We start from the raw sequence: 26,618 nt of genomic DNA on the forward strand, positions 1-26,618 counted from the left end.
TCAGGCGGTGGTTTCTGCACTTGCAGCGCTGCATAAATCAATCAAATTTTTAAATGCTGTTAACATATCGCCGACAGTTCGTTGACTATCTTGACTCTTCCCTTGATCACAGAACGCAGCAGGCGGTTGATCGAATGTCTGTATTCCTCGTCGAGAGAGTCGTCCAAAACAGCGGCCATCAAGCCGTAGCGATCGGCTAAAGTCAAACAGCCCGTCTCCGTAACAGAGGCAAGCATTTCGGAAATAGCGCCGGGGATAAGTTGAACTAAAAGCATGAGACGTTCCCTGAATTCGATACTTAGATCATCTCTCGTTCTCCGAAAATTAATAGTGACACTGGTATAGCACACAAGGTGATGTTTTGAGGCAAACTGTGTGACAGCGACCGCTCTAATGTTGTGACGATCTGGTTTTAAGTCTGCGATCGCACTCACAACATTAATCTTAGATATTCCAATTTCCCCCTCTCCCCTCCTAAATCTAAAGATTTAGAGAGATTTTTCGGTTTTGTGGGTGTCTTTACCCATTTCCCATGTATAAAACGCATAGGCATTATGCGAAATATTCATAAAACTCAATATTTTGTAAAAATAGCTACGAATATTTACAATCGTGAGCTTTACATTAGCTCATAACTAAGGTGCATCGAAACGCAGCGATCGACCGAATCATCGGTAGCAACTATAACCATAAATAGTTTGGCGACGTTCGAGCCAGCGCCCAGTAAAGCTCAAGTTTACAGAAGACCAACCATGCTTAAAAGAAATTCCATCTAGTAACTAAATATACAGTTTTAAATCCATACAGTCACTAAGGTTAGCAGGAAACACACACTTTATGCTCCAAGTCAATACCTCCCCACACCAGCCAGCAGCGAGGGTAAACCGATGACCCAAACAGTAGAACCCAAAGCCCAAGCCAGCCTGAACAAGTTTGAAAAACTCAAAGCAGAAAAAGATGGCTTAGCATTAAAAGCCGAACTCGACCACTTCGCCGCAATCGGCTGGGAAGCAATGGACGAAATCGATCGCGAGCACCGCCTCAAATGGCTCGGCATCTTCTTTCGGCCAGTAACTCCAGGCAAATTCATGATGCGGCTGCGCTTGCCCAACGGCATCATTACTAGCAATCAAACCAGAACGCTAGCAGAAATCGTCCAACGCTACGGCGACGACGGCAGCGCCGACATCACCACCAGACAAAACCTGCAATTGCGCGGAATTCGCATCGAAGACGTACCCGACATCTTCCGTCGCCTCAAAGAAGCGGGCATGACCAGCATCCAGTCTGGCATGGACAATGTACGTAATATTACGGGTTCCCCAGTCGCGGGTCTGGACGCCGACGAACTGATAGATACGCGGGAACTGGCGAACCAAGTCCAAGACATGATTACGAACAGCGGCGAAGGCAACCCCGCGTTTTCAAATTTGCCGAGAAAGTTTAATATTGCGATCGCAGGCTGCCGCGACAACTCAGTCCACGCAGAAATCAACGACATCGCCTTCGTACCCGCTTACAAAGACGGCACCATCGGCTTTAACGTTTTAGTCGGCGGCTTCTTCTCCGCCAAACGCTGCGAAGCTGCAATTCCTCTCAAGGCCTGGGCAAGTCCCAGCGACGTTGTAGATTTGTGCAAAGCAATTTTAACTGTGTTTCGCGATCAAGGCCCAAGAGCAAACCGCCAAAAATCGCGGCTGATGTGGCTGATTGACGAACTCGGAATCGAACAATTCCGAGTCGAAGTCGAACAAGAATTAGGGCGCACTTTGCCCGCCGCCGCGCCCAAAGATGAAATCACCTGGGACAAACGCGACCACATCGGCATCTACCCCCAAAAACAATCAGGGCTCAACTATGTAGGGTTGCACGTTCCAGTCGGACGGCTGCAGGCATCTGATTTGTTCGATTTGGCCAGAATCGCCGAGGTTTACGGCAGCGGCGAGCTCAGGCTCACCGTCGAAGAAAACGTGATTATTCCCAACGTTCCCGAATCGCGGATTGAATCACTGGTCAAAGAACCGCTGTTGCAGCGTTTTTCCATCGATCCCGCACCGCTGATGCGAGCCTTGGTTTCCTGCACCGGCGCCAAGTTTTGCAACTTCGCCCTCATCGAAACCAAAAGCCGATCCGTGGCAATGATTGAGGAACTCGAAGCCGAACTTTCAGTTCCCAAACCTGTCAGAATTCACTGGACTGGTTGCCCCAATTCCTGCGCTCAACCCCAGGTAGCAGACATTGGTTTGATGGGAACAAAAGTTCGCAAGAACGGCAAAACCCTCGAAGGTGTAGACATTTACATGGGAGGCACAGTTGGCAAAGACGCTCATTTGGGTGCTTGCGTCCAAAAAGGCATCCCTTGCGAAGACCTCAAACCAGTGCTGCGCCAACTGTTAGTCGATAACTTCGGGGCCGTTCCCAAAGAGATTACAGGGGATGTAGCTTTGCTGAATCGGCAACTGCAATTGACGGTTGAGGAGGGCGAAACAGCAGTCTCGGCAGCCAAACCTCAGACATCTACTGTCATTTTCGCTCGATCGGGCAAAGAAGTTGCTTGCAGCGAAGATGAATTTATCCTTGACGTTGCTGAACGGGCGGGAGTCGAGCTCGACAGCAATTGCCGGTCGGGAAGCTGTGGCACTTGCCAGCAGAAACTCCTAGAAGGCCAAACAGTCTACGACAGCAAACCAGACGCGGCCGCCGACTTAGAACCAGGGTTCATTTTAACTTGCAGTGCGCGGGCGATCGGCAAAGTGTCGATCGACGCCTAATCTGACATTGGGAAATGCGATCGGGAAAAACCAGATGGTGCCATTTCACGGTCAACAGTCAACAGTCAACAGTCAACAATCATTCCGGTGCAACCGGAATTGATATCAAATCTCACATTTCCACCATCTCAAAGTACAACAACAATTCAAGACAAATGAGCAACCTTTCTAGAAGAAAATTCATCATCACCGCTGGAGCAACAGCAGCCGGCACCCTCCTAGCCCACGGTTGCAGTTCCGGTCCCACCACATCTAACGCCACACCCGGCGGCGCTTCGCCCAGCGCCACCCCAGCAGTCAACATCAACCCCGCCGACGCCCCAGAAGTTACCGCAGCCAAACTCGGATTCATCGCCCTCACCGACGCAGCACCCTTAATCATCGCCCTAGAAAAAGGGTTATTTGCCAAGTACGGCATGAAAGACGTACAAGTTACCAAACAAGCATCTTGGCCGGTGACGCGCGACAACTTAGAACTCGGTTCCGACAAAGGCGGCATTGACGGGGCCCACATCTTATCCCCGATGCCTTACCAAATGACATTAGGCACTATTACCAAAGGCAATCAGCCAGTGCCGATGTACATTCTCGCCCGGTTAAATACTAACGGTCAGGCAATTTCGCTCAGCAAAAAATACCTCGATTTAAAAGTAGGTACAGACAGCGCACCCCTGAAAGCAGCTTTTGGCAACCAAAACCTTCCTGTTGCTATGACTTTTCCTGGCGGCACCCACGACTTGTGGCTACGCTACTGGCTAGCAGCCGGCGGTATTAATCCAGATACAGATGTTTCCGTGATTCCCATACCGCCGCCCCAAATGGTAGCGAACATGAAATCTGGCAGCATGGAAGCATTTTGCGTAGGCGAACCTTGGAATGCTCAGCTAGTTTCTCAACAGGTAGGATACACCGCCTTAATAACTGGAGAACTTTGGAAAGATCATCCTGAAAAAGCTTTAGGTTTAAGAGCAGATTGGGTTGACAAAAACCCCAAAGCTGCAAAAGCAATTACAATGGCCGTACTGGAAGCCCAGCAGTGGTGCGGAAAGCTAGAAAATCGCGATGAAATGTGCCAAATCATCTCTCAAGATAGGTGGTTAAAAGTTCCAGTAGCAGATATTATCGGTCGCTCTAAAGCTCAAATTGACTACGGTACCGGCCGCATTGAAGCTGCCAGCCCTGTGGCAATGAAATTTTGGGCGGATAATGCTTCTTATCCCTACAAGAGTCACGATGCTTGGTTTGTCGCTGAAAATATTCGCTGGGGTTATATCCCGGCAACTACCGACATCAAAGCCACGGTTGATAAAGTTAACCGCGAAGATATTTGGAAAGCAGCAGCGACAGCACTTGGCGTGCCCGCAGCCCAAATTCCTACTACCACTTCTCGCGGTGTAGAAACCTTCTTTGACGGTGTGAAGTTTGACCCAGAAAAACCAGAAGAATATCTGAAGAGTCTGGCAATCAAAAAAGCATAATTAGTGAACAGTTGACAGTTGACAGTTGACAGTTGACAGTTGACAGTTGACCAGTTTTAAAAGTGAGTGGAGTTGGGTAGAGTGAAACGGAGGGTTTCCTAACTCAACCCACCCCAGACACGGTGCTCCCTTCAAAGTATCTACAAATAATCGATTATTCACAATACTGCAAAAAGAAAAATGGCAACAAACCTCGCTGTTTCTAAAAGCAAAAATCCAGTAAATTTCGTTCTGGATCAGGTTCAAAAAAACCGCCGAAAAATTATCCGCCCGCTAGTTGCGATCGCAGTTCTGCTGATAATCTGGCAAATCCTCTGCAACAGTCCAGAGTCGAGCTTGCCAGGACCAATCAAAACTGTCCAAGAAAGCTGGAATCTGATTATTAATCCTTTCTTCGACAACGGCGGTACAGACAAAGGCTTGTTCTGGCAACTTTTGGCGAGCTTGCAGCGGGTGGCGATCGGCTTTACTTTGGCAGCAGTTCTCGGCATCAGTTTGGGAATCCTGATCGGCACAAACTCCCTAATGTTCGATGCTTTAGACCCGCTGTTTCAAGTATTCAGAACTATCCCGCCCCTGGCTTGGCTGCCGATCGCCCTGGCAGTATTTCAACAGTTCAATCCCTTTGAAGGCATGGGGGTAAAAGCTAACGAGGTATCAGCACTTTTCGTAATCTTAATTACAGCAATTTGGCCGATTCTAATTAACACCACAGTAGGCGTTCAACAAATACCTCAAGACTACAGAAACGTCGCCCGCGTCTTGCGCCTCCCTAACCAAAAATACTTCTGGAAAATCCTGCTTCCCTCTTCTGTTCCTTACATCTTCACTGGCTTGAGAATTGGCATCGGTTTGTCTTGGCTGGCGATCGTAGCTGCGGAAATGTTAGTCGGCGGCGTCGGCATCGGGTTCTTCATCTGGGACGCTTACAACAGTTCTAGACTCAGCGCAGTGATTCTAGCAGTGCTTTATGTAGGAATTGTCGGTTTAATTTTAGACAGAATCGTTGGTTTCATCGCGTCCAAAGTTGTTCCAGAAGAACAGAAATAAAATTGGGTTAACAGTTAACAGTTGACTGTTGACTAACACAAGGTAAGGTGCGCGGCCCGGCGCACCCAGAGTGCGAACAGAGTAAGGTGCGCCCGGTCGCACCCTACATTGAATTAATCTAGAAATTACAAACTAACCTAAAATAGCCATGTCAGTATTTGTTGAAGTAGACCACGTTGACCGCGTATTTAACTTGCCCAATGGAGAGCAATACATCGCTCTTAAAAATATCGAACTGAAAATTAAAAAAGGAGAATTCATCACCTTAATTGGGCACTCTGGCTGCGGCAAATCTACGCTGCTAAATATCATCGCCGGCCTCGACAAAGCAAGTCAGGGCGGGATTACTTTAGAAGGACGCGAAGTCCGCGATCCAGGCCCCGACAGAATGGTGGTGTTTCAAAATTACTCGCTGCTACCTTGGCTGACGGTGCGCGAAAATATCGCCCTAGCAGTAAATGAAATTTACAGCGGTAACTCTCAAGAAGATCGCGAGTTGGTGATCGAACACCACATTAAATTGGTCGGACTCGGGCACGCCGCCGACAAACGCCCGGGGGAAATTTCTGGGGGGATGAAACAAAGAGTTGCGATCGCCCGCGCCCTGGCGATTCGCCCGAAATTGCTGCTGTTAGACGAACCCTTCGGCGCCCTAGATGCTTTAACTCGCGGCGGTTTGCAAGACCAGTTGATGAAAATTTGCGAGGAAAGCAAAGTCACCAGCGTGATGGTAACTCACGACGTGGATGAGGCTTTATTACTGAGCGATCGCATTGTGATGCTCACCAACGGCCCGGAAGCCCAAATCGGGCAAATCCTCGAAGTGAACATTCCCCGCCCCCGCAAACGCATGGAAGTTGTCAACCATCCGAGTTACTACGCACTGCGTAACGAAATGGTTTACTTCCTCAACCAGCAAAAGCGGGTCAAACAGCGCCGGGCCAAACAACAACCCGCTGTCATCGCCCGCAACGGTCTGGAAAAAATCAACCTCGACATCGGCTTTATTCCCCTCACCGACTGCGCCCCCTTAGTAGTAGCCAAAGAAAAAGGATTCTTCAAAGCCCACGGCTTGGAAGAAGTTACTCTCAGCCGCGAACCGGGCTGGAAAGCGATCGCCCAAGGAGTCGCCGAAGGACGGCTGGACGCAGCGCAAATGGTCGCAGGAATGCCGATCGCCATGCTGTTGGGCATGGACGGTCAAGCCCCTGTACCCGTCTGTAGCGCCCTCACCCTGTCCCGCAACGGCAATTCAATTGTTTTCAGCAAAGACCTTTACAAACAAGGCATTCGGACATTAAAGGATTTCAAAGCTGCGATCGCCAAGAGTCCCGATAAAGTTCACACCTTGGGCATGGTACACTCCGCCTCCATGCACAATCTGCTGTTCCGCTACTGGCTGGCCGCCGGCGGCATTGACCCCGACCTCGACGTGGGCTTGACCGTGATTCCGCCCCCGCAGATGGTATCGAATTTAAAAGCAGGCAACATTGACGGTTACTGTTCAGGCGACCCCTGGAACTCCCACGCAGTCAACAGCGGTACGGGTTTTGTTATGGCCCGTTCCCTGGATATTCTGCCCGGACACATCGAAAAAGTTCTCGGTGTTAGCGAAGATTGGGCTCAGAAATATCCTCAAACCCACCTCGCCCTCGTCAAAGCGCTTTTGGAAGCCTGCGAATACTGCGATGACCGGCGCAACCGCGAAGAAGTCCTAGGATTGATTAGCCAAGAACAATACATCGGCGCAGATCCGAAAGACATCCGTCCAGGGTTCATCGATCCGTACAACTCCGGTACGGAGGCAGAACCAGAAATGCTCTACAATTTCAACCAGTTCTCTGTTGACAAAACCAATTTTCCAGACCGCCTAGAAATGGTGTGGGTGATGGCGCAGATGGCTCGGTGGGGACTGATCCCGTTCCCGAAAAACTGGGTGGAAGTGGTCGATCGAGTTTTGCGGCCCGATGTTTTTGGTCAAGCAGTGCGCGAATTGGGTTTGCCGGATATTGCCAGAGATCGCCGGACGATCGAGCTATTTGACGGCACTGTGTTTAATCTCGACGACCCGATCGACTATCTTCACAATGTCAAAATCAAGCGCGGCGTCCGCATTGAAGAAATCTTAATTGAACAAATAGGCAGTCAGTGTTCCATCAAAATCCCTGCTGCATAACCCACAAATAGGAAGAGGGAATGAGGAGCAAGGAATCAGGAAACAAGACTCCGCATTTCCCGCTTCCTAACTCCCTAATTACAAATTTTCAATCCGAAATTCTCATGTCTAATCCCCCAAACCAAAAAGCCAATCCTGAAAATATGCAAACTCTCAAAACTCCCCAAACAACTAAGATTCAGACAGAAAAACCCGGGTTTCTGACTATTAAAGACGTATCGAAAGTCTACGATAATCTGAAAGAGCCTGAAAAACCTTTCGTGATTCTCGACGGTGTAAATCTGACTATTAATGAAGGCGAATTTATTTGTTTGATCGGTCACTCTGGCTGCGGCAAATCAACTTTGCTGAATATGATTGCGGGATTCAACGGGCCGACAAACGGAGAAGTTGCTCTTGAAGGTGCGCGGATTACTGAACCAGGCCCCGATCGCATGGTGGTATTTCAAAACTACTCGCTACTACCGTGGCTGACTGCTACTGAAAATATTCACCTCGGCGTTGAAAATGTTTACCCGGAAAAGTCCGCAGACGAACACAATACGATCGTCAAGGAACACTTGGAATTAGTGGGGCTGACGGAAGCTTGTAACAAAAGACCGGGCCAATTGTCCGGGGGGATGAAACAGCGGGTGGCGATCGCCAGAGCTCTGGCAACTCGTCCCAAACTGTTGATTTTGGATGAACCTTTCGGAGCTCTAGACCCGATTACCCGAGAAGAGTTGCAGGAAGAATTGCTGAAAATTTGGCGGAAGGAAAAAATTACCGTCATTATGATTACTCACGATATTGATGAGGCTTTGTTTTTAGCCGATCGCATCGTGATGATGACCAACGGGCCAGCAGCTTCCATCGGCGAAGATGTGCACGTTCCGTTCAGCCGTCCCCGCAACCGGGCGCGGATTATGGAAGACCCGAAATACTACGAACTGCGTAACTTTGCTTTGGAGTTCCTGTTTTCTCGCTACGCGCACCACGAAGAAGGTGAAGCAACGGACTCGGAGACAGAAGCCGTCGCGCTGCCGATGCCATTACCTGCTAGCAAAAAGCCTGCGGTTGCTGACAGGCCGATCGCACCTGCACCTTTTGTGTCTCACGCTGCCGAACCCCCAGAAGCTTCGTCGATCAAACGTGGCATCCTGGCAGCCTCGTGGTTCGTAGCAATGGTTACTTTAGCTGCCGTCAATATGTCTGTTGTTTCCAGCCAGCTAAAGCAAGCGAAACTAGAAGAAACTGCACCGGAGGCGGCGACTGCGACGGCGGTTGTGAGTTCTCCCCCCAGCCCGCAAATCGCAGCAAGTTCGATCGCACCGAATGCCAGCCCTGCACCCCTCGCTGCTGCTGCCAGCCCTGCACCCCTCGCTGCTGCTGCCAGCCCTGCACCCCTCGCTGCTGCCGCGACGGCGGCCTCGTCTGCTACCGCTAACAGTGCCACCGCGCCCAATGCAGCCACCACTGCCACATCAGAGATTTCTGACCAAGCCGCACTCGATGCGATCGGGAAGCAGTTGTATGCACAAATCGACCAAAAATGGAGAACAACTCCGACATTTACCGAAAGCTTGACTTATCGGGTCAAAGTAAAACAAAACGGCGATATCCTACAGTTCGATCCCACAAATAAAGCAGCTAAAGATTTCGTCAAAGAAACTCCTCTGCCGGTTTTGCAAACTCCTGCAGGTGCTGCAGCAGGCGCTGAAAAAACTGCTGAATTCCAAGTAACTTTTAGCCCCCGCAACGGCGGCGTATTTGAAGTTAAATCAGGAAAGTAGGCGACATAATACTCTCGCACTAAATCTCAGATTGCTATCAACAACTAGGTCAAAAGTAGTACCTGGGCGCTGTTTGAAATCGGCCAGAATTCCTCCTAGCCCCCATTCTTGGGGGTGACAAGAGTTAGGTCAAGAGTATTTCTGTTTGAGGGGAATTTAGGAGCAGTGAGAAAGGGGCTACAAGCGATATCGATCGCGAGCTTCAGTAAGATAGCGGGTAATTTTAAATCAGGGTATTGTCCGTTGCTGTGAAGCATTTTGCGGTAAGTTAGTAATTATTAACACATTATTTGCAGGAGCCCTCAGTTCCGACTATAATGACGAATTACCAATTACCCATTAGCTTTCAAAAATTAGCATCTAAAATCACCAGATGGAAACTATAAAAACTCTTTGCCCATACTGCGGTGTAGGTTGCGGTCTAGAAGTTGTTCCCGACAAAAAACAAAGTTGGAAAGTGCGGGGCGATCGCAATCACCCATCGAGTCAGGGCATGGTTTGTATTAAGGGAGCAACCGTAGCAGAGTCCATTCGGAGCGATCGGCTACTGTATCCGATGATGCGAGATACTCTCGACCAACCCTTCCGCCGTGCTAGCTGGGACGAAGCTCTCAATGCAATTGTTAACCGCATCCAAACAATTCGCAGCACCAGCGGCCCCGATGCTTTGTGCGTTTACGGTTCGGGTCAATTCGCAACAGAAGATTATTATATTGCCCAGAAACTAATGAAAGGTTGTCTGGGTACTAATAATTTTGATGCTAATTCTCGCTTGTGTATGTCTTCAGCAGTCTCTGGATACGTTCAAAGCTTTGGCTCGGACGGGCCGCCTTGCTGTTACGACGATTTAGAATTAACAGATTGTGCTTTTATTATCGGCAGCAATACAGCGGAATGCCATCCTATCGTATTCAATCGATTAGCAAAATACCACAAAAAGCATCCAAATGTCAAGATGATTGTGGTAGATCCAAGGCGGACTCCGACCGCTGAAGCGGCGGATTTGCACTTAGCAATTAAACCGGGTACGGATATAGATTTGCTTAACGGAATTGCATATTTGCTGTTACGCAGGCAAGCAATAGATCCTGAGTTTATTCAAGAATGCACGGCGAATTTTTCAGCTTTTGCTGAGGTTATTAGCAGCTACACGCCGGATTTTGTAGCCTCGCGCTGCGGCATTACTGTCAGCGAGTTAGAAACGGCGGCAAACTACTGGGAAGAGTCGCAGCGCGTTTTGTCTCTGTGGTCGATGGGAATAAATCAGTCGTCGGAAGGCACGGCAAAGGTGCGATCGCTGATTAATTTGCACTTGATGACCGGTCAAATCGGCAAACCGGGATGCGGCCCGTTTTCCCTCACCGGGCAGCCAAACGCGATGGGAGGGCGGGAAGCCGGAGGACTGTCTCACTTGCTCCCAGGCTACCGTTTTGTGAAAAATGCTGAACACAGAACCCAAGTCGAGGAGTTTTGGGGAATCGCACCGGGAAGCATTTCCCCGAATCCGGGCCGCACAGCTTGGGACATGATTGTGGGATTGGAAACTGGCGATGTCGAGTTGCTGTGGATTGCAGCTACTAATCCGGTGGTGAGTATGCCGGATTTGGAACGCACTAAAGCCGCTTTGCTGCGATCGCCCTTTACTATTTATCAAGAAGCTTACTATCCCACTGAAACCTCCGCCTACGCTCACATCCTGCTGCCGGCAACGCAGTGGAGCGAAAAAACCGGAGTAATGACGAATTCCGAACGCCGCGTTACCTTTTGTCCCGGTTTCGACACTCCCTCCGGGGAAGCCCGCGACGACTGGAGCATTTTCGCTGAAGTCGGCCGCCGATTGGGTTTTGCCGAACACTTTGCTTTCGACAGCAGCGCTGACGTATACAAAGAGTTCGTGCAGTTGACAAGGGGCAGGCCTTGCGATGTGACCGGACTCAGCCACGAATATATCCGCCAAGAAGGCCCCCAGCAGTGGCCGTGTCCCGAAAACGCGCCTCCGCATCCAGCAAACGAAGCGAAAAGGCTGTATACTGACAGGCGTTTTCACACTCCTGACGCGCGGGCAAGATTTTCGGCCTATCACTCGCGGGGACTGGCAGAACCTCCCGATCCCAATTATCCGTTTGTGTTGACGACAGGGAGACTTTACGGACACTGGCACACGATGACGCGGACGGGTAGAACAGAGAAAATTAATCAATTGCACCCCGATCCGTTTTTGGAAATTCACCCCCGCGATGCTGCCCAATTGCAGATTAAGGAGGGAGATTTGCTGGAAGTTCGATCGCGCCGTGGCAAGGCGCAGTTTCCGGCAAAAGTCACAAAGGCGATCGCCCCAGGTACGCTATTTGTACCCATGCACTGGGGTTCTCTGTGGGCCGAAGGTGCTGAAGCCAATGCCATGACTCATGCTGCAAGCTGTCCAGATTCCAAACAGCCTGAGTTAAAAGCTTGTGCGGTGCACTTGGTGCTGGTTGGGGCAGAAACTGCGGCGGAAGTTGTCGCAGAAGTTGCAGCAGAAGTTGGGGAATTTAATTGGGCAAAATCCACCCTTGCCGTCACTTCTTGAGCTGGCCTCCAACTACGGAATGTTACAAATCACCGCAGAACGAGCGGGAAGATCCGGGTTAGATGAGGAGGAACTTGGTTGACGTTCGGCGAGCGCTCAGTCAATCACGCTCAGTCGAACTATTGGAGATGTACTCCACACATGAATCTGGGATCTTGAACCAGAGCGTTGCCCTGAGCTTGTCGAAAAGTCGAAAATTTTGCACTCTTCCCGACAGGAGTCCGGGGCTTGTATCCGTTTTTGGGGTAACAACCTCTCTGGATCAAGCAAATTTGAACCCGGAGATACCCTACACATAAATCTTAAATCGCAAATCCCAGATCTAAAACCTAAAATCGTTATGCCATTACGCAGCCTAAAAACTGCGTTTCCCCGGCAGAGCCCGGGAATAAGGAAAATTAAATTTATTTATTCTGAGTTGTTCCTTCTTGATTGGGAGTTTTTCCTTCGGCAGAATGCCTTCTGGCGAATGCTTTCTGGCTTGTTTTAAATTAATTGAGTCAGACAATTGCAGTTTGCACCCATAGGTGCTATGATCTTTTTACAAGGCTTTATTTTCGGCAGTACAGTTCGTTCGATCGGCGTTCCTCCGGATTTAAATCTCTACACCCTCTGATTCTGGAGAATGTTCAATGTCAATCTATGTCGGCAATTTATCCTACGAAGTAACGCAGGAGCACCTCAGCCAAACTTTTGGAGAGTACGGTACAGTAAAGCGCATTCAATTGCCTGCTGACCGCGAAACAGGTCGGATGCGTGGCTTCGCTTTTGTAGAAATGTCTACAGAAGCCGAAGAAACCGCAGCCATTGAGGCTCTTGACGGTGCTGAGTGGATGGGTCGCGACCTCAAGGTCAATAAGGCTAAACCTCGTGAAGAACGTGGTTCTTCTAACAGCGGTAACTGGGGCAACAACGACCGCTCTTCTCGTCGTTACTAAACCACTCCAGCTAAATTTTTAGCTCGCTTGTGTATGGCGTCGGAGCAATCAGGGAGTAAACAATCATTCTTTGTTGAGAATAGATAGTTATTTCTCTGAGCGCACCGCGCATTGAAGTCCTCAAAATGTTGCTAGGCAATAGTTTGAGGATTTCTTATGGCAAAAATTATTAATCAGGAGTTCGCTCGCGTGCGATCGATTCCTAGCTGACCCAAAAAACTATAAAATATAACAGGCAGAGAGAGCCTCCTTCCCCAGCAACGGGTTGCCGCCGTGAAACCAAACACTCACCGAGTTTTGCGCTTGCAAAGTGTACCGAACAATGACAGAATCATCAAGAAAGATGACTAAATCACTGGTATGCTGAAAAAAATATTTAGGCAAATTTCTAAGTTTGGCAATGATGAACACTTTCTGCATTTCACAGAAAGTGTAGAAGTAGCAATATCGAAAATTTTATCACTGGCGATGATTTGGGTAATTCTCCTCAGCGTTTGCGATTTGCTGATTTTTTTAGCAAAAGAATTGGTAAACCACAGTGATAATTTGTTAAAAGACACCTTGTTTGTCATATTTGGGTTGTTTTTAAATGTTTTAATTGCTCTGGAAATATTGGAAAATATTACAGCTTATCTGAAAAAGCACGTAATTCAAGTAGAGCTAGTTATTGTAACTTCTTTGATAGCAGTATCTCGAAAAATCATCATTCTTGACCTAGAAAAGAAAACAGCAGCCGACTTGATTGGCTTGGCGACGGCAATTTTCGCCCTTTCAATCAGTTACTTGATAGTGCGGTACACAAATAGAGAAAATGATTAATATTGGGAATTGAGAAGGGGGAATTTTAAATAACTAATATAGCAATCCTCGCATCCTTTGTGAATTTCTTACTCCCTCCCCGAACCCGCGGGGAGGTTTGGGGTGGGGTAAAAAATTTACGACTTATTTAGAATTGCTCTATCATATCCGGTCGCTTGACCAGAAATGATATTATTCCAATAAACCAGGAGGAGGCACAATTTCAATTCTGCCTTGTTCTAAGTCAACAACTGGCACAATCTCTTCCACAAAAGGAATCAATATTTTTGTGGATTTAGGCTCTTTAACGCGAATTTTCCGTGGTTTGCGGGTATTTCTGGGGTCAGCGTTGGCTTTGGGAGTTTCAGGCTGTTTTGGCTTTTCTAATTCTGCGGCGACAGTTTCCGGCGGCGTTAGATTCGTTTCTACTTCTAAAAGGTCGTTACCTGCGGGAATAATATCACTTACCTTGCCTAGGATTTCCCCGGTTAACTGGTTAAAAACTTCCATACCGATCAAATCTTGGACGTAAAACTCATCAGATTCGAGGTAAGGTCGATCGGTCTTTTCAACAAACAACTTACAGCCCCGCAGCGCCTCAGCACTATCGCGGTCTTCCACACCCTCTACCTCTACAGCATACAGCCCTTTACCCGGAATGTAGCGACCGCCCAAAAACTCGATCGGTTCCGGTTCACTTTTGTTAGGGCGCAAAATCCACCGCTTCCCCGGTTCGATAAATCTTTCCGGGAAATCCGAATCGGGATAGACTCGCACTTCCCCGTCCAAACCTTGAGCTGCTACAATTTTACCGATTTCTATCCACTCAGACATAGATTATATCACTCAAATTGCTAGTAATTGGTAATTGGTAATTGGTAATTGGTAATTGGTAATTGGTAACTAGGAATTCTTCCCTCGAACCTCTTCCCCACATCCGTTAAATCCGTTAAACAATCCGGTGCCGAACTTCCCTATTCCATCAACATCCATCCGTTAAATCCGTTAAATCCGTTAAACAATCCGTTGCCGAACTTCCTTCTTTACACCAATCCAGTTCTCAGCGCTACAACTGCTGCTTGCACGCGGTCATCCACTGCCAACTTATTCATAATACCGCGAACGTGAGTTTTAATAGTATTTGGACTCAAGTAAAGCGCCGCCGCAATTTCGGGATTGCTGTTACCTTCCACCATTAATCTTAACACCTCCAATTCCCGCTGCGACAACTGACCAAAAGTAGTTGTAGAGGCAGGTATCGGGGGTTTGAGGTGTTCGATGACAGTCCGGGCAATTTGAGGGTCAAGATATGTAGCTCCCTCTGCTGCGGCTGCAATCGCTGCTAACAGCCTGTCTACGGAAGCACCTTTAATGCAATAAGCATCAGCCCCACTAGAAAGGGCAGCAATAATTTCAGTTTCTGCCGTGTGAGAAGTTAACATTACTACTCGAACTTCTGGCAGTTGTGCTTTAATTTGCTGCGTCGCTGCTATGCCGTCCAGCCGCGGCAAACCGATATCCATCACAATAATATCAGGTTTGAGTTTCAGTGCGGCTGCTACGCCTAAATAGCCGTCTTCTGCTTGTCCTACTATTTCTATTTCTGGGGAATCGGCTAAAACTTGCTCTAATCCCAGTTGCATCATCGGGTCATCTTCAACAATTAAAATTCTCATAATACGAAGGAAGTTCGGCAACGGATTTTGTAACGGATTTAACGGATGGAAGAAGTAAGACTACTGACTACTGACTACTGACTACTGACTAACTTTTAAAACTTCTACAAATTCGCCGGGCCCAACCCAGGTTTCCGTTGGTGGCAAAACTGCTAAACCAGTGGTATTGGCGAGGTTAATTAAATTGGCTGAATTTTGGCTGCCGCTAGCAGGTTCAAATTCCCAGACTCCGGCAACTAAATGTAGTTTACCCCAAATGTAAGTTTCGCGCCGACCAGGCGATCGCAATTCAGCATTACACCTAGCTTTGACAAACTCCGGCCCCCAAGCATCCGGGGCAAGCCCAGACATCTTTCTCAAAGCAGGCACAACAAAACGCCAACAGCAGACTAAAGCCGAAACCGGATTTCCCGGCAAACCAAAATAGAGACAATCCGAACTCAAACTCGGCGAGTCCTGATTTTTTTCACCTCGTTTAAACCCAGCAACCGTCAAAGGTTTCCCCGGCTTAATCGCCACAGAACTAACGTGAACTTTTCCTCCCAAATCCCCCAATATTTTCTCAATATAATCGTAGTCTCCTACCGAGACTCCCCCCGTAGAAAGCACCAAATCCGCCGTCGCAACAGCCCGGGATATCGCCTTGTTTAACGCCTCTTCATTATCAGGAACAATGCCCAATCGAATCGGTTCAAATCCCATTTGCGCCAACAAAACTGTCAAAGCATACTGATTCGAGTCTACCAGTTTCCCCGGTGCCAAAGGTTGGTCTGGCGATACCAATTCGTCACCAGTAGAAAAAATTGCCACCCGCAGCCGCCGATAAACGGGAACTTGAACGCACTGGGCAGTTGCTAACACCGCCATTTCAGGGGCATTGATAACTGTACCGGGAGTTAGCAAAGTTGTTCCTGCTTGATAAAAAGCGCCTTTGTGCCTGACAAATGCTTGCGGTTTTTCAGGAGAAACTAAGATAAAAATACGATCGCCCTCTCGCCTTGTTTCTTCCTGCATTACCACCGTATCAGCACCCGCAGGCATCACCCCACCCGTAAAAATTCGCGCCGCTTGCCCCGATTGGACGGTATTTTGAGGCTGATATCCGGCTGGAATCTCCTCAACTACTTCGAGTACCACTGGTTTTTCGGCGCTACAGTTTTCCACATCAGCAAAGCGCACCGCGTACCCATCCATTGCCGAATTGTCCCAATAAGGAAAATCGAGAGAACCAGTGACGGGTGCAGCCAAAATGCGCCCCGATGCTGCCAGCAAGTCTACAGTTTCTACATCCCGCTGACTGTCGAGGGGTTGCGCCAAATTTAGAACTATCGATTCTGCTTCTTTCACTGACAGCATGACTGTCTCCTTGTTTTGATAACACTCCTGATTAAGTTTAGCAAAATATCCAGAGATATTGGTGATATAATTTTTTTGTATTTGAGCAGTAAACCTAATTTTTGGTATTAATTGCTTATGACTATTTCTCGCTTTGTTGTCCGACTAAATTGTTTATCCTTCTTCCTAGTGGCGCTGCTGATATTTTTTACTCAACTTTCCGGGTTAAAAGTCAGCGATTTATTCTTTCAGCCTTATTTTTCTCCCAATCCCAATGTCGCTTTATTAACTCGGACTTTCCAAGTTTTATGTTCTGTGCCAGTCGTTATTTGTACTTTTACCTATGGATTAGCTAAAACTATTCAACCGTGCCATGAAAAAAATCGATTTATTTTATTTTCTGCTCTTTTAACAGGTGGGTTTCTGCTGAATCAAACTTACCGAATTCATATATATATGATCGCATTAGGAATTCCCAAGCTAGGAGTAAGTCTTTTGTACGCCCTTGTTTTGTCATCCTACGGATGGTTTTTTCGGCGAGAACTACAGTTAACTCCCTACCAAATACTGTTAGCGGGTTTGGGCTTGTTGTTTTTTGCGATCGGCATAGATTCCCTGCATTTAAAAAACAAGATATTTTCCAGTTTACTAGAGGGAGTACCTAAATTGTTTAGCGAAATAAACATTGCATTTTATTATTGGTATGTCTGTAAGTGTTCTCTCCAAAAAGCTTTTTATAAAACCATGGAAAGCTAGTTATAAGTAGGTGATATCATGATCGCAAGCGGCTCAAGAAATATTCTAATATCTTCTGTGTACCTCAATAATATTTACAGCATCTGCATCATTCTACCTTGCTCGGCATTCATATACCTTATCTGGCTTAAAAATTCCCCCACATCCTGATAAAATATCATGATAGCAGTTACCATCAACTTCAACTCCATAGTTAAACTAACCGACGACCAATTTTATCAATTGTGTCGCGAAAACCCCGATGTCAAATTTGAACGCAATGCCGAAGGAGAAATAATCGTTATGTCACCCACAGGAGGAGAAACCGGAAATTATAACTCAGAAATTAATGCTGACTTTGTGATTTGGAACAGACAAACTCAACTGGGAATTTGTTTCGATTCTTCAACTTGCTTCAAACTGCCCAGCGGTGCAAACCGTTCTCCCGATGTCTCTTGGATTGAAAAATCAAGATGGGATGCACTCACTCCCGAACAAAAACAAAAATTTCCTCCCATTGCCCCGGATTTTGTCTTAGAGTTAATGTCGCTAACCGACAGTTTAAAAGATACTCAAGACAAAATGCAAGAATATATGAACAACCAAGTAAAACTAGGCTGGTTAATCAACCGCAAAACGCGCCGAGTCGAAATCTATCGTCAAGGACAAGAAAAAGAAATTTTGGAACGTCCGACAGAACTTTCAGGAGAAAATGTTTTGCCCGGTTTTGTGCTAAACTTGAAAACACTGTGGCAATAACTAGACATCTTGCATCAGCGTTTATTTGCGTTCATCTGCGGTTAAAAAAAATCTAATGGAAACCAATACAGAAACTACTGCAACCACTGGCTTAACAGCCCAACAACACAAACATAAAATGCAGCGCCGCCAAGAAGTGCAATCACAGCGAATCGCTAACTCCTCGAAAGAAAAAGGTTTAATTATTGTTAATACGGGTAACGGTAAAGGCAAAACCACGGCAGCTTTGGGAATGGTTGTGCGATCGCTCGGTCACGGATACCGCGTCGCTATAGTACAATTTATCAAGGGAGCTTGGGAACCCGCAGAAAAAGCCGTTTTTCAACTCTGGGAAAAACAGCTAGAATTCCACGCAATGGGGGAAGGCTTTACCTGGGACACGCAAGACCGCGATCGAGATATCGAAACAGCTAAAAAAGCCTGGGAAAAATCCCTAACTTTTATCTGCAATCCCGAATTTAAATTAGTTCTTCTAGATGAAGTCAATATAGCATTAAAACTAGGTTATTTGCAAGTCGAGCAAGTGCTTTCCGGGTTAGACCAAAAACCAGAAGAAACCCACATTATTTTAACAGGCAGAGGCGCCCCGCCAGCGCTAATTGAACGGGCAGACTTGGTGACAGAAATGACATTAGTTAAGCATCCATTCCGAGAACAAGGGATTAAAGCTCAAGCAGGTATTGAGTATTAATGTTGTTCGTAGTCAAGACTTTTTCGCCCCTCTCAAATTTTAAAAATAGCTATGCTGGCAAAATCAGGGTAAAAGTTGACCCCTTGCCAAATTCGCTACTCACAGTAATTTCTCCCCCCAGCATCTGAGAGTATTTCTGCGCTATTGCCAAACCCAAACCCGTACCTCCGTACTTACGGGTAGTCGAAGCATCAGCTTGCGTAAAAGGTTGAAATAACTTTTGTAGCTGTTCAGGAGTCATCCCAATCCCCGTATCACTGCAATTAAAAATTAATTGTTCAGAATCCCAACTATTCTCGTCATTTTTAATTCTTTCAACGCTGAGTGTAATTGTCCCTTTCTGAGTAAACTTAGCTGCATTACTGAGCAAATTAAACAAAATTTGAGTCAATTTAATTTGATCGGAATAAAATTCGCCAATATTATGAGGACACTCCACATTCAGGCGATTAGTGTTTCGCAAAAATAGCGGTTCAACAGTTATGGCTACATCTTGAACAGCCTCGCACACGTCAAAAGTTTCTAATTCAAGTTCCGCGTGACCGGCTTCAATCTTCGACAAGTCCAGAATATCATTAATTAAGGAAAGTAAAAGCTGGCCTGAATTGTGAATTCTCTTCAAATCCAACACAAAATCTTCTTCGCCCAAATCTAAAGCCTCTTCTTGCAGAATCTCGCTGTAACCGATAATCGCATTCAGAGGAGTTCGCAGTTCGTGGCTCATGTTAGCCAAAAACTGACTTTTAGCCAAACTAGCTGCTTCTGCAGCTTCCTTGGCTTTGTACATTTCTGCCTCGGCTTGCAAGCGGTAGGTCACGTCGTGAGCCAGCACTAATTCAGCATTTCTGCTATCAAATACCAGAGTATAAGAGGTAATTTCTACATCAATAATTGTTCCGTCTTTTTTGAGGTGCTGCCCCACACCTGCAAACTCAATACCGACATCTACTGGGGAGATATTTTCTAGCAATCTCGGCAGCTCTTGGGGAGGACGAATGTCCGCAACGGTCATGTTGAGAAATTCGTCGCGCGTGTAGCCGTAGTGTTGGACAGCAGCCTGATTGACTGCTATAAATTCCAGAGTTTCTAAATCGTAAACCCACATCGGATGGGGGTTATTTTTAAACAAAAGTCTGTAGCGTTCTTCTGAGGCTCGCAGTTCGGCTTCGGCTTGCTTGCGCTCGGTAATGTCGCGGACAACAGTGCAAATAATCTCGCGGCCGCCGTAGGAAATCACGCTCCCGCTCACTTCTACATCCACGCAGGAACCGTCTCGGCGGCGGTAGAGAACTTCGCCAATTCTGAATTGTTTGTCCGTCAGCAGCAACTCGATATTGTTGTCAATTAGGTCTTTAGAGTAAGCGATGATATCGTAAATAGTCAGTTGCGAAATCGCATCAAGACTGTAATCGAGCAAGTCTGTAAACGCTGTATTGGCTTCCAAAAGACGTTTGGTTTGAGCGTCCCACAGGAAAATGCAATCTGTAGCTTGCTCCACGACAGCTCGGTAGCGGGCTTTTTCCTCAAGTTGTTCGCTTTCGGCGATCGCGATCGCACTCAACATTCCGTTGATAGTATGGGCAAGGTCGGACAACTCGTCTTCGCCCGTCACCGGTAGTCGCACCGACAGGTCTTGGCTGCTGCTGACGCGGTTCACCGCTTTTGCCAAACCGCTCAGCCGAGACAGCACCAGATACTCTAGCAGCAGCAAAGTGCAGCCGACAAACCCAATTCCCGCCAGGATTACAGACACCAGCAGGTAGAGCAAACTAATTTGACCTTGCCGATATATTTCTCTGGGGATATCCACCCGCAGCAGCAGCGCAGGTCGATCGTAAATATCGTTGATTAGAGCGTAACCCGCGATCGACTCTTCGCTTAAAGGACGCACCAAAATCGGTTTTTTTTCCGACAGTTTCTCCCGCAGTTGCTGAAAGTCAGCAGGCAAATGAGCCTCATTAACGCTGTGTACGATCAGTGGCAAGCGAGTAATTTTAGAAACCTTCGCAATACCAGCAGCATCCAAATTGCGCCCGAATATCAGCGTACCTCGGATCGGGCCGATGCTTTTAGTCGTGAGAATTGGCCGGGAAGTAATCAGTATCGGCCCTGACGGCAGCAGCATGATACCAGCGAGGCTGCTGTTGGCGTTGGGGTGCTGCAACAGCGGGTCACTGAGAGAAATGCGCCGTTTTAATGCTTCTGGAACAGGCGTTAGTTTCAGCTTTTCGCTGTCTAAACCCGTACCGTAAACTATTTTGCCAGAAGTATTGACAAATACGGCTATATTAACTCTTATATTAGCCAGCCCTTCTGGAATTAAATTGGAGTCAATGAATTCTGAGTTGCGGTTTTGGATAAAATCGTAGGTGTCGTCCCAGGCAGACCAGTCGGCAAAGCGCGAGTTGAAGTCATCTGCGGTTTGCTCGAACACGCTGAGCACTCCCTTGACAACCTGGGTGGCTTCTTGTTCCTCTGCTTTTGCAAGGCTGCCCAAGAGGATTCTTGATGAGGCGGCATACAGAATGCCAGTCAGTCCAGCGATGGTAATGCCAATGATCGATAGTGTTTTCCGACGCAGTTTCATCTTGCCGTGTGTATGATTTTCGTCCGAAATTCTCAACTCAGGAGCAATTTTACTGTTGTTTCCTGAACCCTGAATGCTGGGGCGGCGCCAGTCTTCTGCTACTTTCCCCACACCTGTTGTTTGTGAGATTCTTTGCAAATATCCAAGATGCGCCGATCGTTCTCGCTGATGGTAGAAATTGGGTAATATTGTTGCAGGTTTACGGAGTAGGGAGAGCGACTGCCGTCGTAACTGTCCACTACTATTAAATTTAACTGAGTTCGATCGCTTGTGCCGTAAAAACAGTAAAAAGCAGACCGAGGCAGGTAAAAAGCGCCGACTACCTTACTCTGCCGCATTTCAAATACAAAATATTCTTGTTTAATTTCCTCTGGGTTCCTCGACTGGCCGTAGAGGTAAATGCCATCTGCTAAACCTGCGCTAGCTGTATCGGGCGCAGGATTTGGGGGAGATTGCGAGCTTAAAACGCCGGATTTGATGTCCGAGTCCTGCGATCGGCGTGCGGGGAATGCGATGCTCAAGTTACCGGGCGAGAGAGCAAGCACGATCGCGATCGCTTGTAAACTTCCTGTCAATATCAAATAAGTCAAAACCACTCCAGACCCCAAAATTTAAAATACCTGGTTCCAAGCGCCTCTTGTACCAGTTTCACAAAGATTGTAGAGAAACCGGGTATTTGGCTTAATGTTGGCTATTAATTTGAAGGAACGATCGCCCGCCCGGTTCCTGAACTCAAATCTAAGATTAGTTTTGATAAATTTTGCGTCCGTCCTGATTGGGCAATCCACCCATCAAATAATACCATTTTAGATTTTAAATTTTATAGTCCTGGACGCATATACTACGATTTTCGGTCCGAAGACAACGTAGTGAAGCAATCTCAAACCCTTGATTTAAGCTCGATAGTGCGTAAGTCCTATTTTTAGATTAAAGAATGGAATAATTGGGAATGACCTATTGCCTAATTGTGTGAATCACCGGCTTACACTTACATTCTTGTTTCAAACGGGTATAAACGTAAAAAAAGTTGAGATTTTGGGAAATCTCAACTTTTTTAGTGACTAACTAGCCAAGTATTCTCGGACTTGAGATTGGCGGCGCCGCAGGTGGGCAAGGGCTTGATGTTCTAGCTGCCGCACCCGTTCCCGGCTGAGATTTAACCGTTCTCCGACTTTCGCCAGAGACATTTCTGTGCCGTCTTCCAAACCGAAGCGCAGAATTATTACATCTCGCTGCTGGGGGGTAAGTTCTGATATCAAAGTATTCAGGTCTTGTCGCAGCAATTCCGAGGTAATGTAGTTGTCGGGAGATGCAGTTTCGTCTTCTAAGAGTTCTTGCAGTTCAGTATCTTGGTTGTCGCCTACCCGCAAGTCCAAAGAAACTGGATGTCTTGCCATCAGCAGGTATTCTCGAATTTGCGAAGGTTGCAGTTCCAGGGCGGTGGCAATTTCCGCAGGGGAGGGAGAACGGCCCAACTGCTGGGTGAGTTCCCGCTGCACTTTTTTGATTTTGTTTAGTTTTTCGGTGATGTGAATTGGCAATCGAATCGTGCGGGCGTGTTGGGCGATCGCGCGGGTAATGGCTTGCCGAATCCACCAGTAGGCATAAGTAGAAAATTTGTATCCCCGCATCGGGTCAAATTTTTCTACTCCTCGTTCTAAACCGAGGGTGCCTTCTTGAATTAAATCCAAGAATTCCATATTGCGTTTCTGGTATTTTTTGGCGATCGCCACTACTAGCCGCAAATTCGCTTCAATCATCTTTTGCTTTGCCCGCCGCCCTATTTGTAAGATCCGGCTAAGTTCAGGTTCGGTCAACTCCATTTCGGCAGCCCACTCTTGATTCGTCAGATCCCGCTGCCATTCTTTAGCAAGTGCTTGTTTTGCTTCGATTAATTTCATCATTTGCTGCACCTGCTTCCCGAAAACAATTTCTTCTTCTCGGGTTAGCAGGGGTACGCGACCGATCTCGTGCAGATAGGTACGAACCGTATCCGTTGAGGAGTATGGCCGGCTGCCCATGCGATCGGCTTTCACTGTTTTGTTTTTGGGGGTTGTGGTGGACATGGGTGAGTATTGCACTCCTTGTAACAACAGATAAAAAGTTGGTGATACCCTGTCCCACTTTTGCAAGTGGGATAAAGACTGCGACAAAGGGGATGTTTCCCCTCCTGTTTATCGGTGACGATCGGTAGAAGCTTTTTGTTTGGGATTACTTTTGTGCTGGATTTTCCAGTAATCCCCGTCGATTTTCGGTAGCTTACTAGCTTTAACGGCTAGTTCAAGGCGAAGTGAAGCAAGAGTTTAGTTTTCTCAATATTATTCCCAATTTTGAGGATCGTAAAGGGTAAAAACCTCTGTCTTAAGGTCAAGATTCTACATTTTTCCTTAAGGTTTTGAATTCCCTGTTAGTTTTAACTGCCACTCAACTTCACAATACTCATGCAAACAGACTCATGCAATTCGAGGGCTTTGTTTTGCTCTCTGTTCTATCATCGCTTGAATTTTTCTCCCTGCCTAGATGCTGCGATGCGAGATAACCGAACTCGATCGCCGTATTAGATGCGAGTAACTGTTTAAAATATTTATTGACATTTTTATTAAAATATGCTATGCGAATTCGGATGCGAGTAAGTAAAGGTCTATAAAAGCTGGCTGTTGGGCATTTAAATTGTAAATTTCAATGCCGTATTCCCCACTAGCAAGAATCATCTCCCCCTCTCCCCCTCTCCCCCTCGAACATAACAGACAATTCCAGAGGGCGATCGAAGCTTAAAAGCTGGCTGTGAACGCGCCAGCCCTAATTTGTTTGCCTCAACGGAATTTCAACGTAAAACTCCGCCCCGGAACCCGGTACACAAATGCCGCGAATCAACCCCTGATGTTTCAAAACAACAATCTGGTAACTGATTGAGAGCCCCAACCCCGTACCCTGACCTACAGGTTTTGTGGTAAAAAACGGGTCAAACATTTGATCGCTAACAAGAGTGCCAAATCCCGGCCCGTTATCGGCAATTAGCACTCTGGCGCGATCGCCCGCCGGCAAAAGTTCCGTGCGAATCCGAATCCTACCGCCTTCACTGGCACCCATTTCTATAGCATCTATGGCATTGCCGAGCAGATTGACAAACACCTGATTGAGCTGTCCTGCATAACATTCTATAAATGGCAGATCGCCATATTCTTTAATCACTTCAATTTCCGGCCTGCCATTATTTCCTGTGAGCCGGTGTTGCAGTATTAGCAGCGTACTATCTAGCCCTTCGTGGATATTGACAAACTTCATTTCCGCTTCATCTAGGCGAGAAAAATTACGCAGCGACAGCACGATCTTGCCAATCCGGTCAGCGCCTACCCGCATGGAAGAGCAAAGTTTAGGCAAGTCTTGATGTAAAAATTCAAATTCAATTTCATCTCTATAAGCTAGAATTTCCGGTGCCGGAGCGGGATTGTATTTTTGATAGAGTTCTATCAGTTTCAGCAACTGTTGAATGTTGTCGCGGGCGCAGTCGAGGTTGCCTACAATAAAATTGACGGGATTGTTGATTTCATGAGCTACACCCGCGACAAGTTCACCGAGGCTCGACATTTTGGCGCTTTGGATCAGTTGCGCTTGGGTTTGCTGCAATTCTTGCAGAGTTTTCTTGAGTTGTTGGTTTTGGGCTACAGCATTCGCCGCCTGTTCTGCTTCCTGTAGTGCCACGCGCAATTGAGCTCGCTGTTTGGTTAATTTCTCAGTGAGTTTTTTAGCATCCGCTAAGGCAGTTTTCTGTGCTTGCAACAAGAAAAGCAAGTCAACTACCCGATCGTGAAGGGCGAAATCGTTAATCGTCAGCCCCAGCGGGGCGAGATCCGCTAAGTCTGCGATCCAAGGGGAACCGAGGAAAAAGATTACTTCTTGATTTTCCGCCACCACCATCTGCCCTTTAAGCAGCATTTTGCTGTGCAGTGATTCGAGAAGGAAGATCGAGCGAGACTGCTCTCGAATGGCGTCAAATTCTAGAGGAACGTTCGGCCGTTCGATCCGAAAGTGTTCCTTGAGCGAACTTCCTAAAGATAATTCGGGGCAGATCCGAGCTAAAACATCTCCCAAATGCACAATTTCAGTCTCCCATCTCCGGAATGCTAAATGAAATGGAAAAGCTTTTGCAAATATCAGAGGAGAAGAACTGAATACAGGGGAAACCATAATAGTTTTAGCTAGATTTGCAGTGGATGGAGAACACGTCGCGATCTGCTCCCTGAGTGCGATCGCTTGTTTGCTCGATCTCTACCTCTGTTTGGAATCGGCACGCCAAACCTTTCAACAGCCCCTTCACCATTGGGGCAAACCCTTGCCTGTGAGAGTAATAGTGCAGTTCCATGCTATTTTCTGAGTTTTCAGTACACTGAAACGAAGGCGGTTGAAGCTGGGGAAAATTCAACCCTACGCGGGCGTGGAGGTTGTCCAGGTTTGCCAGAAACTCCCGCAGGTTATCTCCCGCCATATCGAGGATTTGGGCGTAGCCTTCAGAGGCGGTATAGATTACCCAGTATTCGCCGAAAGCCTGTAAAATATCATCGGCGCTGATTGCTAGCACTTCGCTTGCCGAATGTACCAGCCGGTGAGTGAGATCGTCTGGATAAGCATCCATTGTCATGAAAACGTCAATGTCTACATCTGCTTTCTCTTTGATGGTTTCCCAAGTCTCTTCCCCGAAGCGAGAACAAACCATTTCTTCGATCGCTTTGTTAACTAAACCGTACATTTATTACTCCTGCTTATCGAAGCGAGTGTTTTTTTTTGATACTTGCACTTCAACTGGCTTGAATTATATTGTATGCCACCTGCCGCACCGAGAATTGTCAAACTGCGAATTAGAACGGGAATTTCCAAATTGCGATCGGGCCACAAATTAACATTTTTTTGTATAAAAACTCACATAGTAAATTGGTGAAATTCCTTTAAAACCGATTATGACAGTCGAGGGTGCCGCAAGCGATTAATATAACTTAAACTCTGATTTTGGGTTTCCATAAAGTTATAGACGATCGGGCTTTCCGACTCCTAGCTAGCTGCTAAAAAATCCTCAAACCCTTAAAAATTGCGTTTAAATGCCTAAGTTTTATTTATCTTAAATTTTGTGAAATGAGGGCTGAGGGTATGACGGGGAAAACTCCTGGGTTCCTAGATGAGTGCTAATTTTATTTTACTGTCGATCCTCGCACTTTCTAATTTATAACTCAGGCAAAAACCAGGTATTTCCCTCCTTGCCAGCGATCGCCAATTGTTCGCAAAGACTAA

The 26,618-nt window shown here is 47.0% G+C and carries 20 protein-coding genes; 11 read left to right on the plus strand and 9 right to left on the minus strand.

Translation table 11 applies throughout. The annotated features are described in order from the left end of the window. Window positions 1–59 precede the first annotated feature (59 nt). Window positions 60–275 carry a hypothetical protein gene (locus tag QUA58_RS06890; protein ID WP_333250456.1) on the minus strand — a complete coding sequence of 72 codons (216 nt, stop codon included), beginning with the start codon at window positions 273–275 and terminating at the stop codon, window positions 60–62. A 612-nt stretch (window positions 276–887) separates the two neighbouring features. On the opposite strand from QUA58_RS06890, the gene QUA58_RS06895 reads away from it, so the two are divergent. The 8 genes from QUA58_RS06895 to QUA58_RS06935 all read left to right on the plus strand — a co-directional run bounded on the left by QUA58_RS06895 (window position 888) and on the right by QUA58_RS06935 (window position 13,573). Continuing rightward, window positions 888–2,771, plus strand: a complete 1,884-nt coding sequence (locus QUA58_RS06895; RefSeq protein WP_445301866.1) for a ferredoxin--nitrite reductase — start codon at window positions 888–890, stop codon at window positions 2,769–2,771. Between the two features lie 155 nt (window positions 2,772–2,926). Then, window positions 2,927–4,249: a CmpA/NrtA family ABC transporter substrate-binding protein gene (locus QUA58_RS06905; RefSeq protein WP_333393429.1), complete on the plus strand. Its 1,323-nt coding sequence runs from the start codon at window positions 2,927–2,929 to the stop codon at window positions 4,247–4,249. A gap of 180 nt (window positions 4,250–4,429) precedes the next feature. Further along, window positions 4,430–5,299, plus strand: coding sequence for a nitrate ABC transporter permease (gene ntrB, locus QUA58_RS06910; RefSeq protein ID WP_333393430.1), 870 nt, complete (start codon window positions 4,430–4,432; stop codon window positions 5,297–5,299). Between the two features lie 148 nt (window positions 5,300–5,447). Continuing rightward, window positions 5,448–7,475 carry a nitrate ABC transporter ATP-binding protein gene (locus tag QUA58_RS06915; RefSeq protein ID WP_333393432.1) on the plus strand — a complete coding sequence of 676 codons (2,028 nt, stop codon included), beginning with the start codon at window positions 5,448–5,450 and terminating at the stop codon, window positions 7,473–7,475. A 104-nt stretch (window positions 7,476–7,579) separates the two neighbouring features. After that, window positions 7,580–9,247, plus strand: a complete 1,668-nt coding sequence (locus QUA58_RS06920; protein WP_333393433.1) for a nitrate ABC transporter ATP-binding protein — start codon at window positions 7,580–7,582, stop codon at window positions 9,245–9,247. A gap of 373 nt (window positions 9,248–9,620) precedes the next feature. Further along, window positions 9,621–11,816, plus strand: coding sequence for a nitrate reductase (locus tag QUA58_RS06925; protein WP_333393434.1), 2,196 nt, complete (start codon window positions 9,621–9,623; stop codon window positions 11,814–11,816). 632 nt (window positions 11,817–12,448) lie between these two features. Further along, window positions 12,449–12,754, plus strand: a complete 306-nt coding sequence (locus tag QUA58_RS06930; protein WP_106151106.1) for an RNA recognition motif domain-containing protein — start codon at window positions 12,449–12,451, stop codon at window positions 12,752–12,754. Window positions 12,755–13,114: 360 nt separating this feature from the next. Further along, window positions 13,115–13,573, plus strand: a complete 459-nt coding sequence (locus QUA58_RS06935; RefSeq protein WP_333250444.1) for a phosphate-starvation-inducible PsiE family protein — start codon at window positions 13,115–13,117, stop codon at window positions 13,571–13,573. Between the two features lie 171 nt (window positions 13,574–13,744). On the opposite strand, the gene rimM is transcribed toward QUA58_RS06935, so the two are convergent. The 3 genes from rimM to QUA58_RS06950 form a co-directional block, all read right to left on the minus strand. Next, window positions 13,745–14,386, minus strand: a complete 642-nt coding sequence (gene rimM / locus QUA58_RS06940; RefSeq protein ID WP_333250442.1) for a ribosome maturation factor RimM — start codon at window positions 14,384–14,386, stop codon at window positions 13,745–13,747. A gap of 209 nt (window positions 14,387–14,595) precedes the next feature. Then, window positions 14,596–15,228 (minus strand): response regulator transcription factor, encoded by a 633-nt coding sequence (locus QUA58_RS06945; RefSeq protein ID WP_332995821.1) that lies wholly within the window; start codon window positions 15,226–15,228, stop codon window positions 14,596–14,598. Between the two features lie 81 nt (window positions 15,229–15,309). After that, entirely contained in the window at window positions 15,310–16,584 is a 1,275-nt protein-coding gene (locus tag QUA58_RS06950) for a molybdopterin-binding protein (RefSeq protein ID WP_333250440.1), read from the minus strand. Window positions 16,585–16,701: 117 nt separating this feature from the next. On the opposite strand from QUA58_RS06950, the gene QUA58_RS06955 reads away from it, so the two are divergent. The 3 genes from QUA58_RS06955 (at window position 16,702) to cobO (ending at window position 18,748) form a co-directional block, all read left to right on the plus strand. Beyond that, complete coding sequence (locus QUA58_RS06955; protein WP_333393436.1) at window positions 16,702–17,319, plus strand: hypothetical protein; 618 nt, start codon at window positions 16,702–16,704, stop codon at window positions 17,317–17,319. A 159-nt stretch (window positions 17,320–17,478) separates the two neighbouring features. Further along, window positions 17,479–18,057, plus strand: a complete 579-nt coding sequence (locus QUA58_RS06960) for a Uma2 family endonuclease (RefSeq protein WP_333250436.1) — start codon at window positions 17,479–17,481, stop codon at window positions 18,055–18,057. A gap of 55 nt (window positions 18,058–18,112) precedes the next feature. Beyond that, the gene (cobO, locus tag QUA58_RS06965) at window positions 18,113–18,748 is read left to right on the plus strand and encodes a cob(I)yrinic acid a,c-diamide adenosyltransferase (RefSeq protein WP_333393437.1); all 636 of its coding nucleotides are present in this window, start codon (window positions 18,113–18,115) and stop codon (window positions 18,746–18,748) included. Window positions 18,749–18,797: 49 nt separating this feature from the next. Here the strand turns inward: cobO and QUA58_RS06970 are convergent, their stop codons facing one another. The 5 genes from QUA58_RS06970 to QUA58_RS06990 form a co-directional block, all read right to left on the minus strand. Continuing rightward, window positions 18,798–21,446 carry a CHASE4 domain-containing protein gene (locus QUA58_RS06970; RefSeq protein ID WP_333393438.1) on the minus strand — a complete coding sequence of 883 codons (2,649 nt, stop codon included), beginning with the start codon at window positions 21,444–21,446 and terminating at the stop codon, window positions 18,798–18,800. Continuing rightward, window positions 21,434–21,931, minus strand: a complete 498-nt coding sequence (locus tag QUA58_RS06975; RefSeq protein ID WP_333250519.1) for a hypothetical protein — start codon at window positions 21,929–21,931, stop codon at window positions 21,434–21,436. The genes QUA58_RS06970 and QUA58_RS06975 overlap by 13 nt, the downstream gene beginning before the upstream one ends. Before the next feature lie 465 nt (window positions 21,932–22,396). Then, window positions 22,397–23,401, minus strand: coding sequence for an RNA polymerase sigma factor, RpoD/SigA family (locus QUA58_RS06980; protein ID WP_333250432.1), 1,005 nt, complete (start codon window positions 23,399–23,401; stop codon window positions 22,397–22,399). Window positions 23,402–24,134: 733 nt separating this feature from the next. After that, window positions 24,135–25,523, minus strand: coding sequence for an ATP-binding protein (locus tag QUA58_RS06985; RefSeq protein ID WP_333250430.1), 1,389 nt, complete (start codon window positions 25,521–25,523; stop codon window positions 24,135–24,137). A gap of 7 nt (window positions 25,524–25,530) precedes the next feature. Further along, window positions 25,531–26,082 carry a heme NO-binding domain-containing protein gene (locus QUA58_RS06990; RefSeq protein WP_333393440.1) on the minus strand — a complete coding sequence of 184 codons (552 nt, stop codon included), beginning with the start codon at window positions 26,080–26,082 and terminating at the stop codon, window positions 25,531–25,533. Between the last annotated feature and the right edge of the window lie 536 nt (window positions 26,083–26,618).

Origin of the sequence: Microcoleus sp. N9_A1 (assembly GCF_036701795.1) — a bacterium.
In the GTDB taxonomy this organism is placed as follows: Bacteria; Cyanobacteriota; Cyanobacteriia; order Cyanobacteriales; family Microcoleaceae; genus Microcoleus.

Excerpts from the sequence above, each read along its gene's own strand:
- QUA58_RS06915 (WP_333393432.1), top strand. The coding sequence starts at position 5,448 with ATGTCAGTATTTGTTGAAGTAGACCACGTTGACCGCGTATTTAACTTG.
- QUA58_RS06955 (WP_333393436.1), top strand. The coding sequence starts at position 16,702 with ATGACTATTTCTCGCTTTGTTGTCCGACTAAATTGTTTATCCTTCTTC.
- QUA58_RS06925 (WP_333393434.1), top strand. The coding sequence starts at position 9,621 with ATGGAAACTATAAAAACTCTTTGCCCATACTGCGGTGTAGGTTGCGGT.
- cobO (WP_333393437.1), top strand. The coding sequence starts at position 18,113 with ATGGAAACCAATACAGAAACTACTGCAACCACTGGCTTAACAGCCCAA.
- QUA58_RS06930 (WP_106151106.1), top strand. The coding sequence starts at position 12,449 with ATGTCAATCTATGTCGGCAATTTATCCTACGAAGTAACGCAGGAGCAC.
- QUA58_RS06990 (WP_333393440.1), bottom strand. The coding sequence starts at position 26,082 with ATGTACGGTTTAGTTAACAAAGCGATCGAAGAAATGGTTTGTTCTCGC.
- QUA58_RS06945 (WP_332995821.1), bottom strand. The coding sequence starts at position 15,228 with ATGAGAATTTTAATTGTTGAAGATGACCCGATGATGCAACTGGGATTA.
- QUA58_RS06935 (WP_333250444.1), top strand. The coding sequence starts at position 13,115 with ATGCTGAAAAAAATATTTAGGCAAATTTCTAAGTTTGGCAATGATGAA.
- QUA58_RS06905 (WP_333393429.1), top strand. The coding sequence starts at position 2,927 with ATGAGCAACCTTTCTAGAAGAAAATTCATCATCACCGCTGGAGCAACA.
- QUA58_RS06895 (WP_445301866.1), top strand. The coding sequence starts at position 888 with ATGACCCAAACAGTAGAACCCAAAGCCCAAGCCAGCCTGAACAAGTTT.
- QUA58_RS06960 (WP_333250436.1), top strand. The coding sequence starts at position 17,479 with ATGATAGCAGTTACCATCAACTTCAACTCCATAGTTAAACTAACCGAC.
- rimM (WP_333250442.1), bottom strand. The coding sequence starts at position 14,386 with ATGTCTGAGTGGATAGAAATCGGTAAAATTGTAGCAGCTCAAGGTTTG.
- QUA58_RS06950 (WP_333250440.1), bottom strand. The coding sequence starts at position 16,584 with ATGCTGTCAGTGAAAGAAGCAGAATCGATAGTTCTAAATTTGGCGCAA.
- QUA58_RS06890 (WP_333250456.1), bottom strand. The coding sequence starts at position 275 with ATGCTTTTAGTTCAACTTATCCCCGGCGCTATTTCCGAAATGCTTGCC.
- QUA58_RS06985 (WP_333250430.1), bottom strand. The coding sequence starts at position 25,523 with ATGGTTTCCCCTGTATTCAGTTCTTCTCCTCTGATATTTGCAAAAGCT.
- QUA58_RS06980 (WP_333250432.1), bottom strand. The coding sequence starts at position 23,401 with ATGTCCACCACAACCCCCAAAAACAAAACAGTGAAAGCCGATCGCATG.
- QUA58_RS06920 (WP_333393433.1), top strand. The coding sequence starts at position 7,580 with ATGTCTAATCCCCCAAACCAAAAAGCCAATCCTGAAAATATGCAAACT.
- ntrB (WP_333393430.1), top strand. The coding sequence starts at position 4,430 with ATGGCAACAAACCTCGCTGTTTCTAAAAGCAAAAATCCAGTAAATTTC.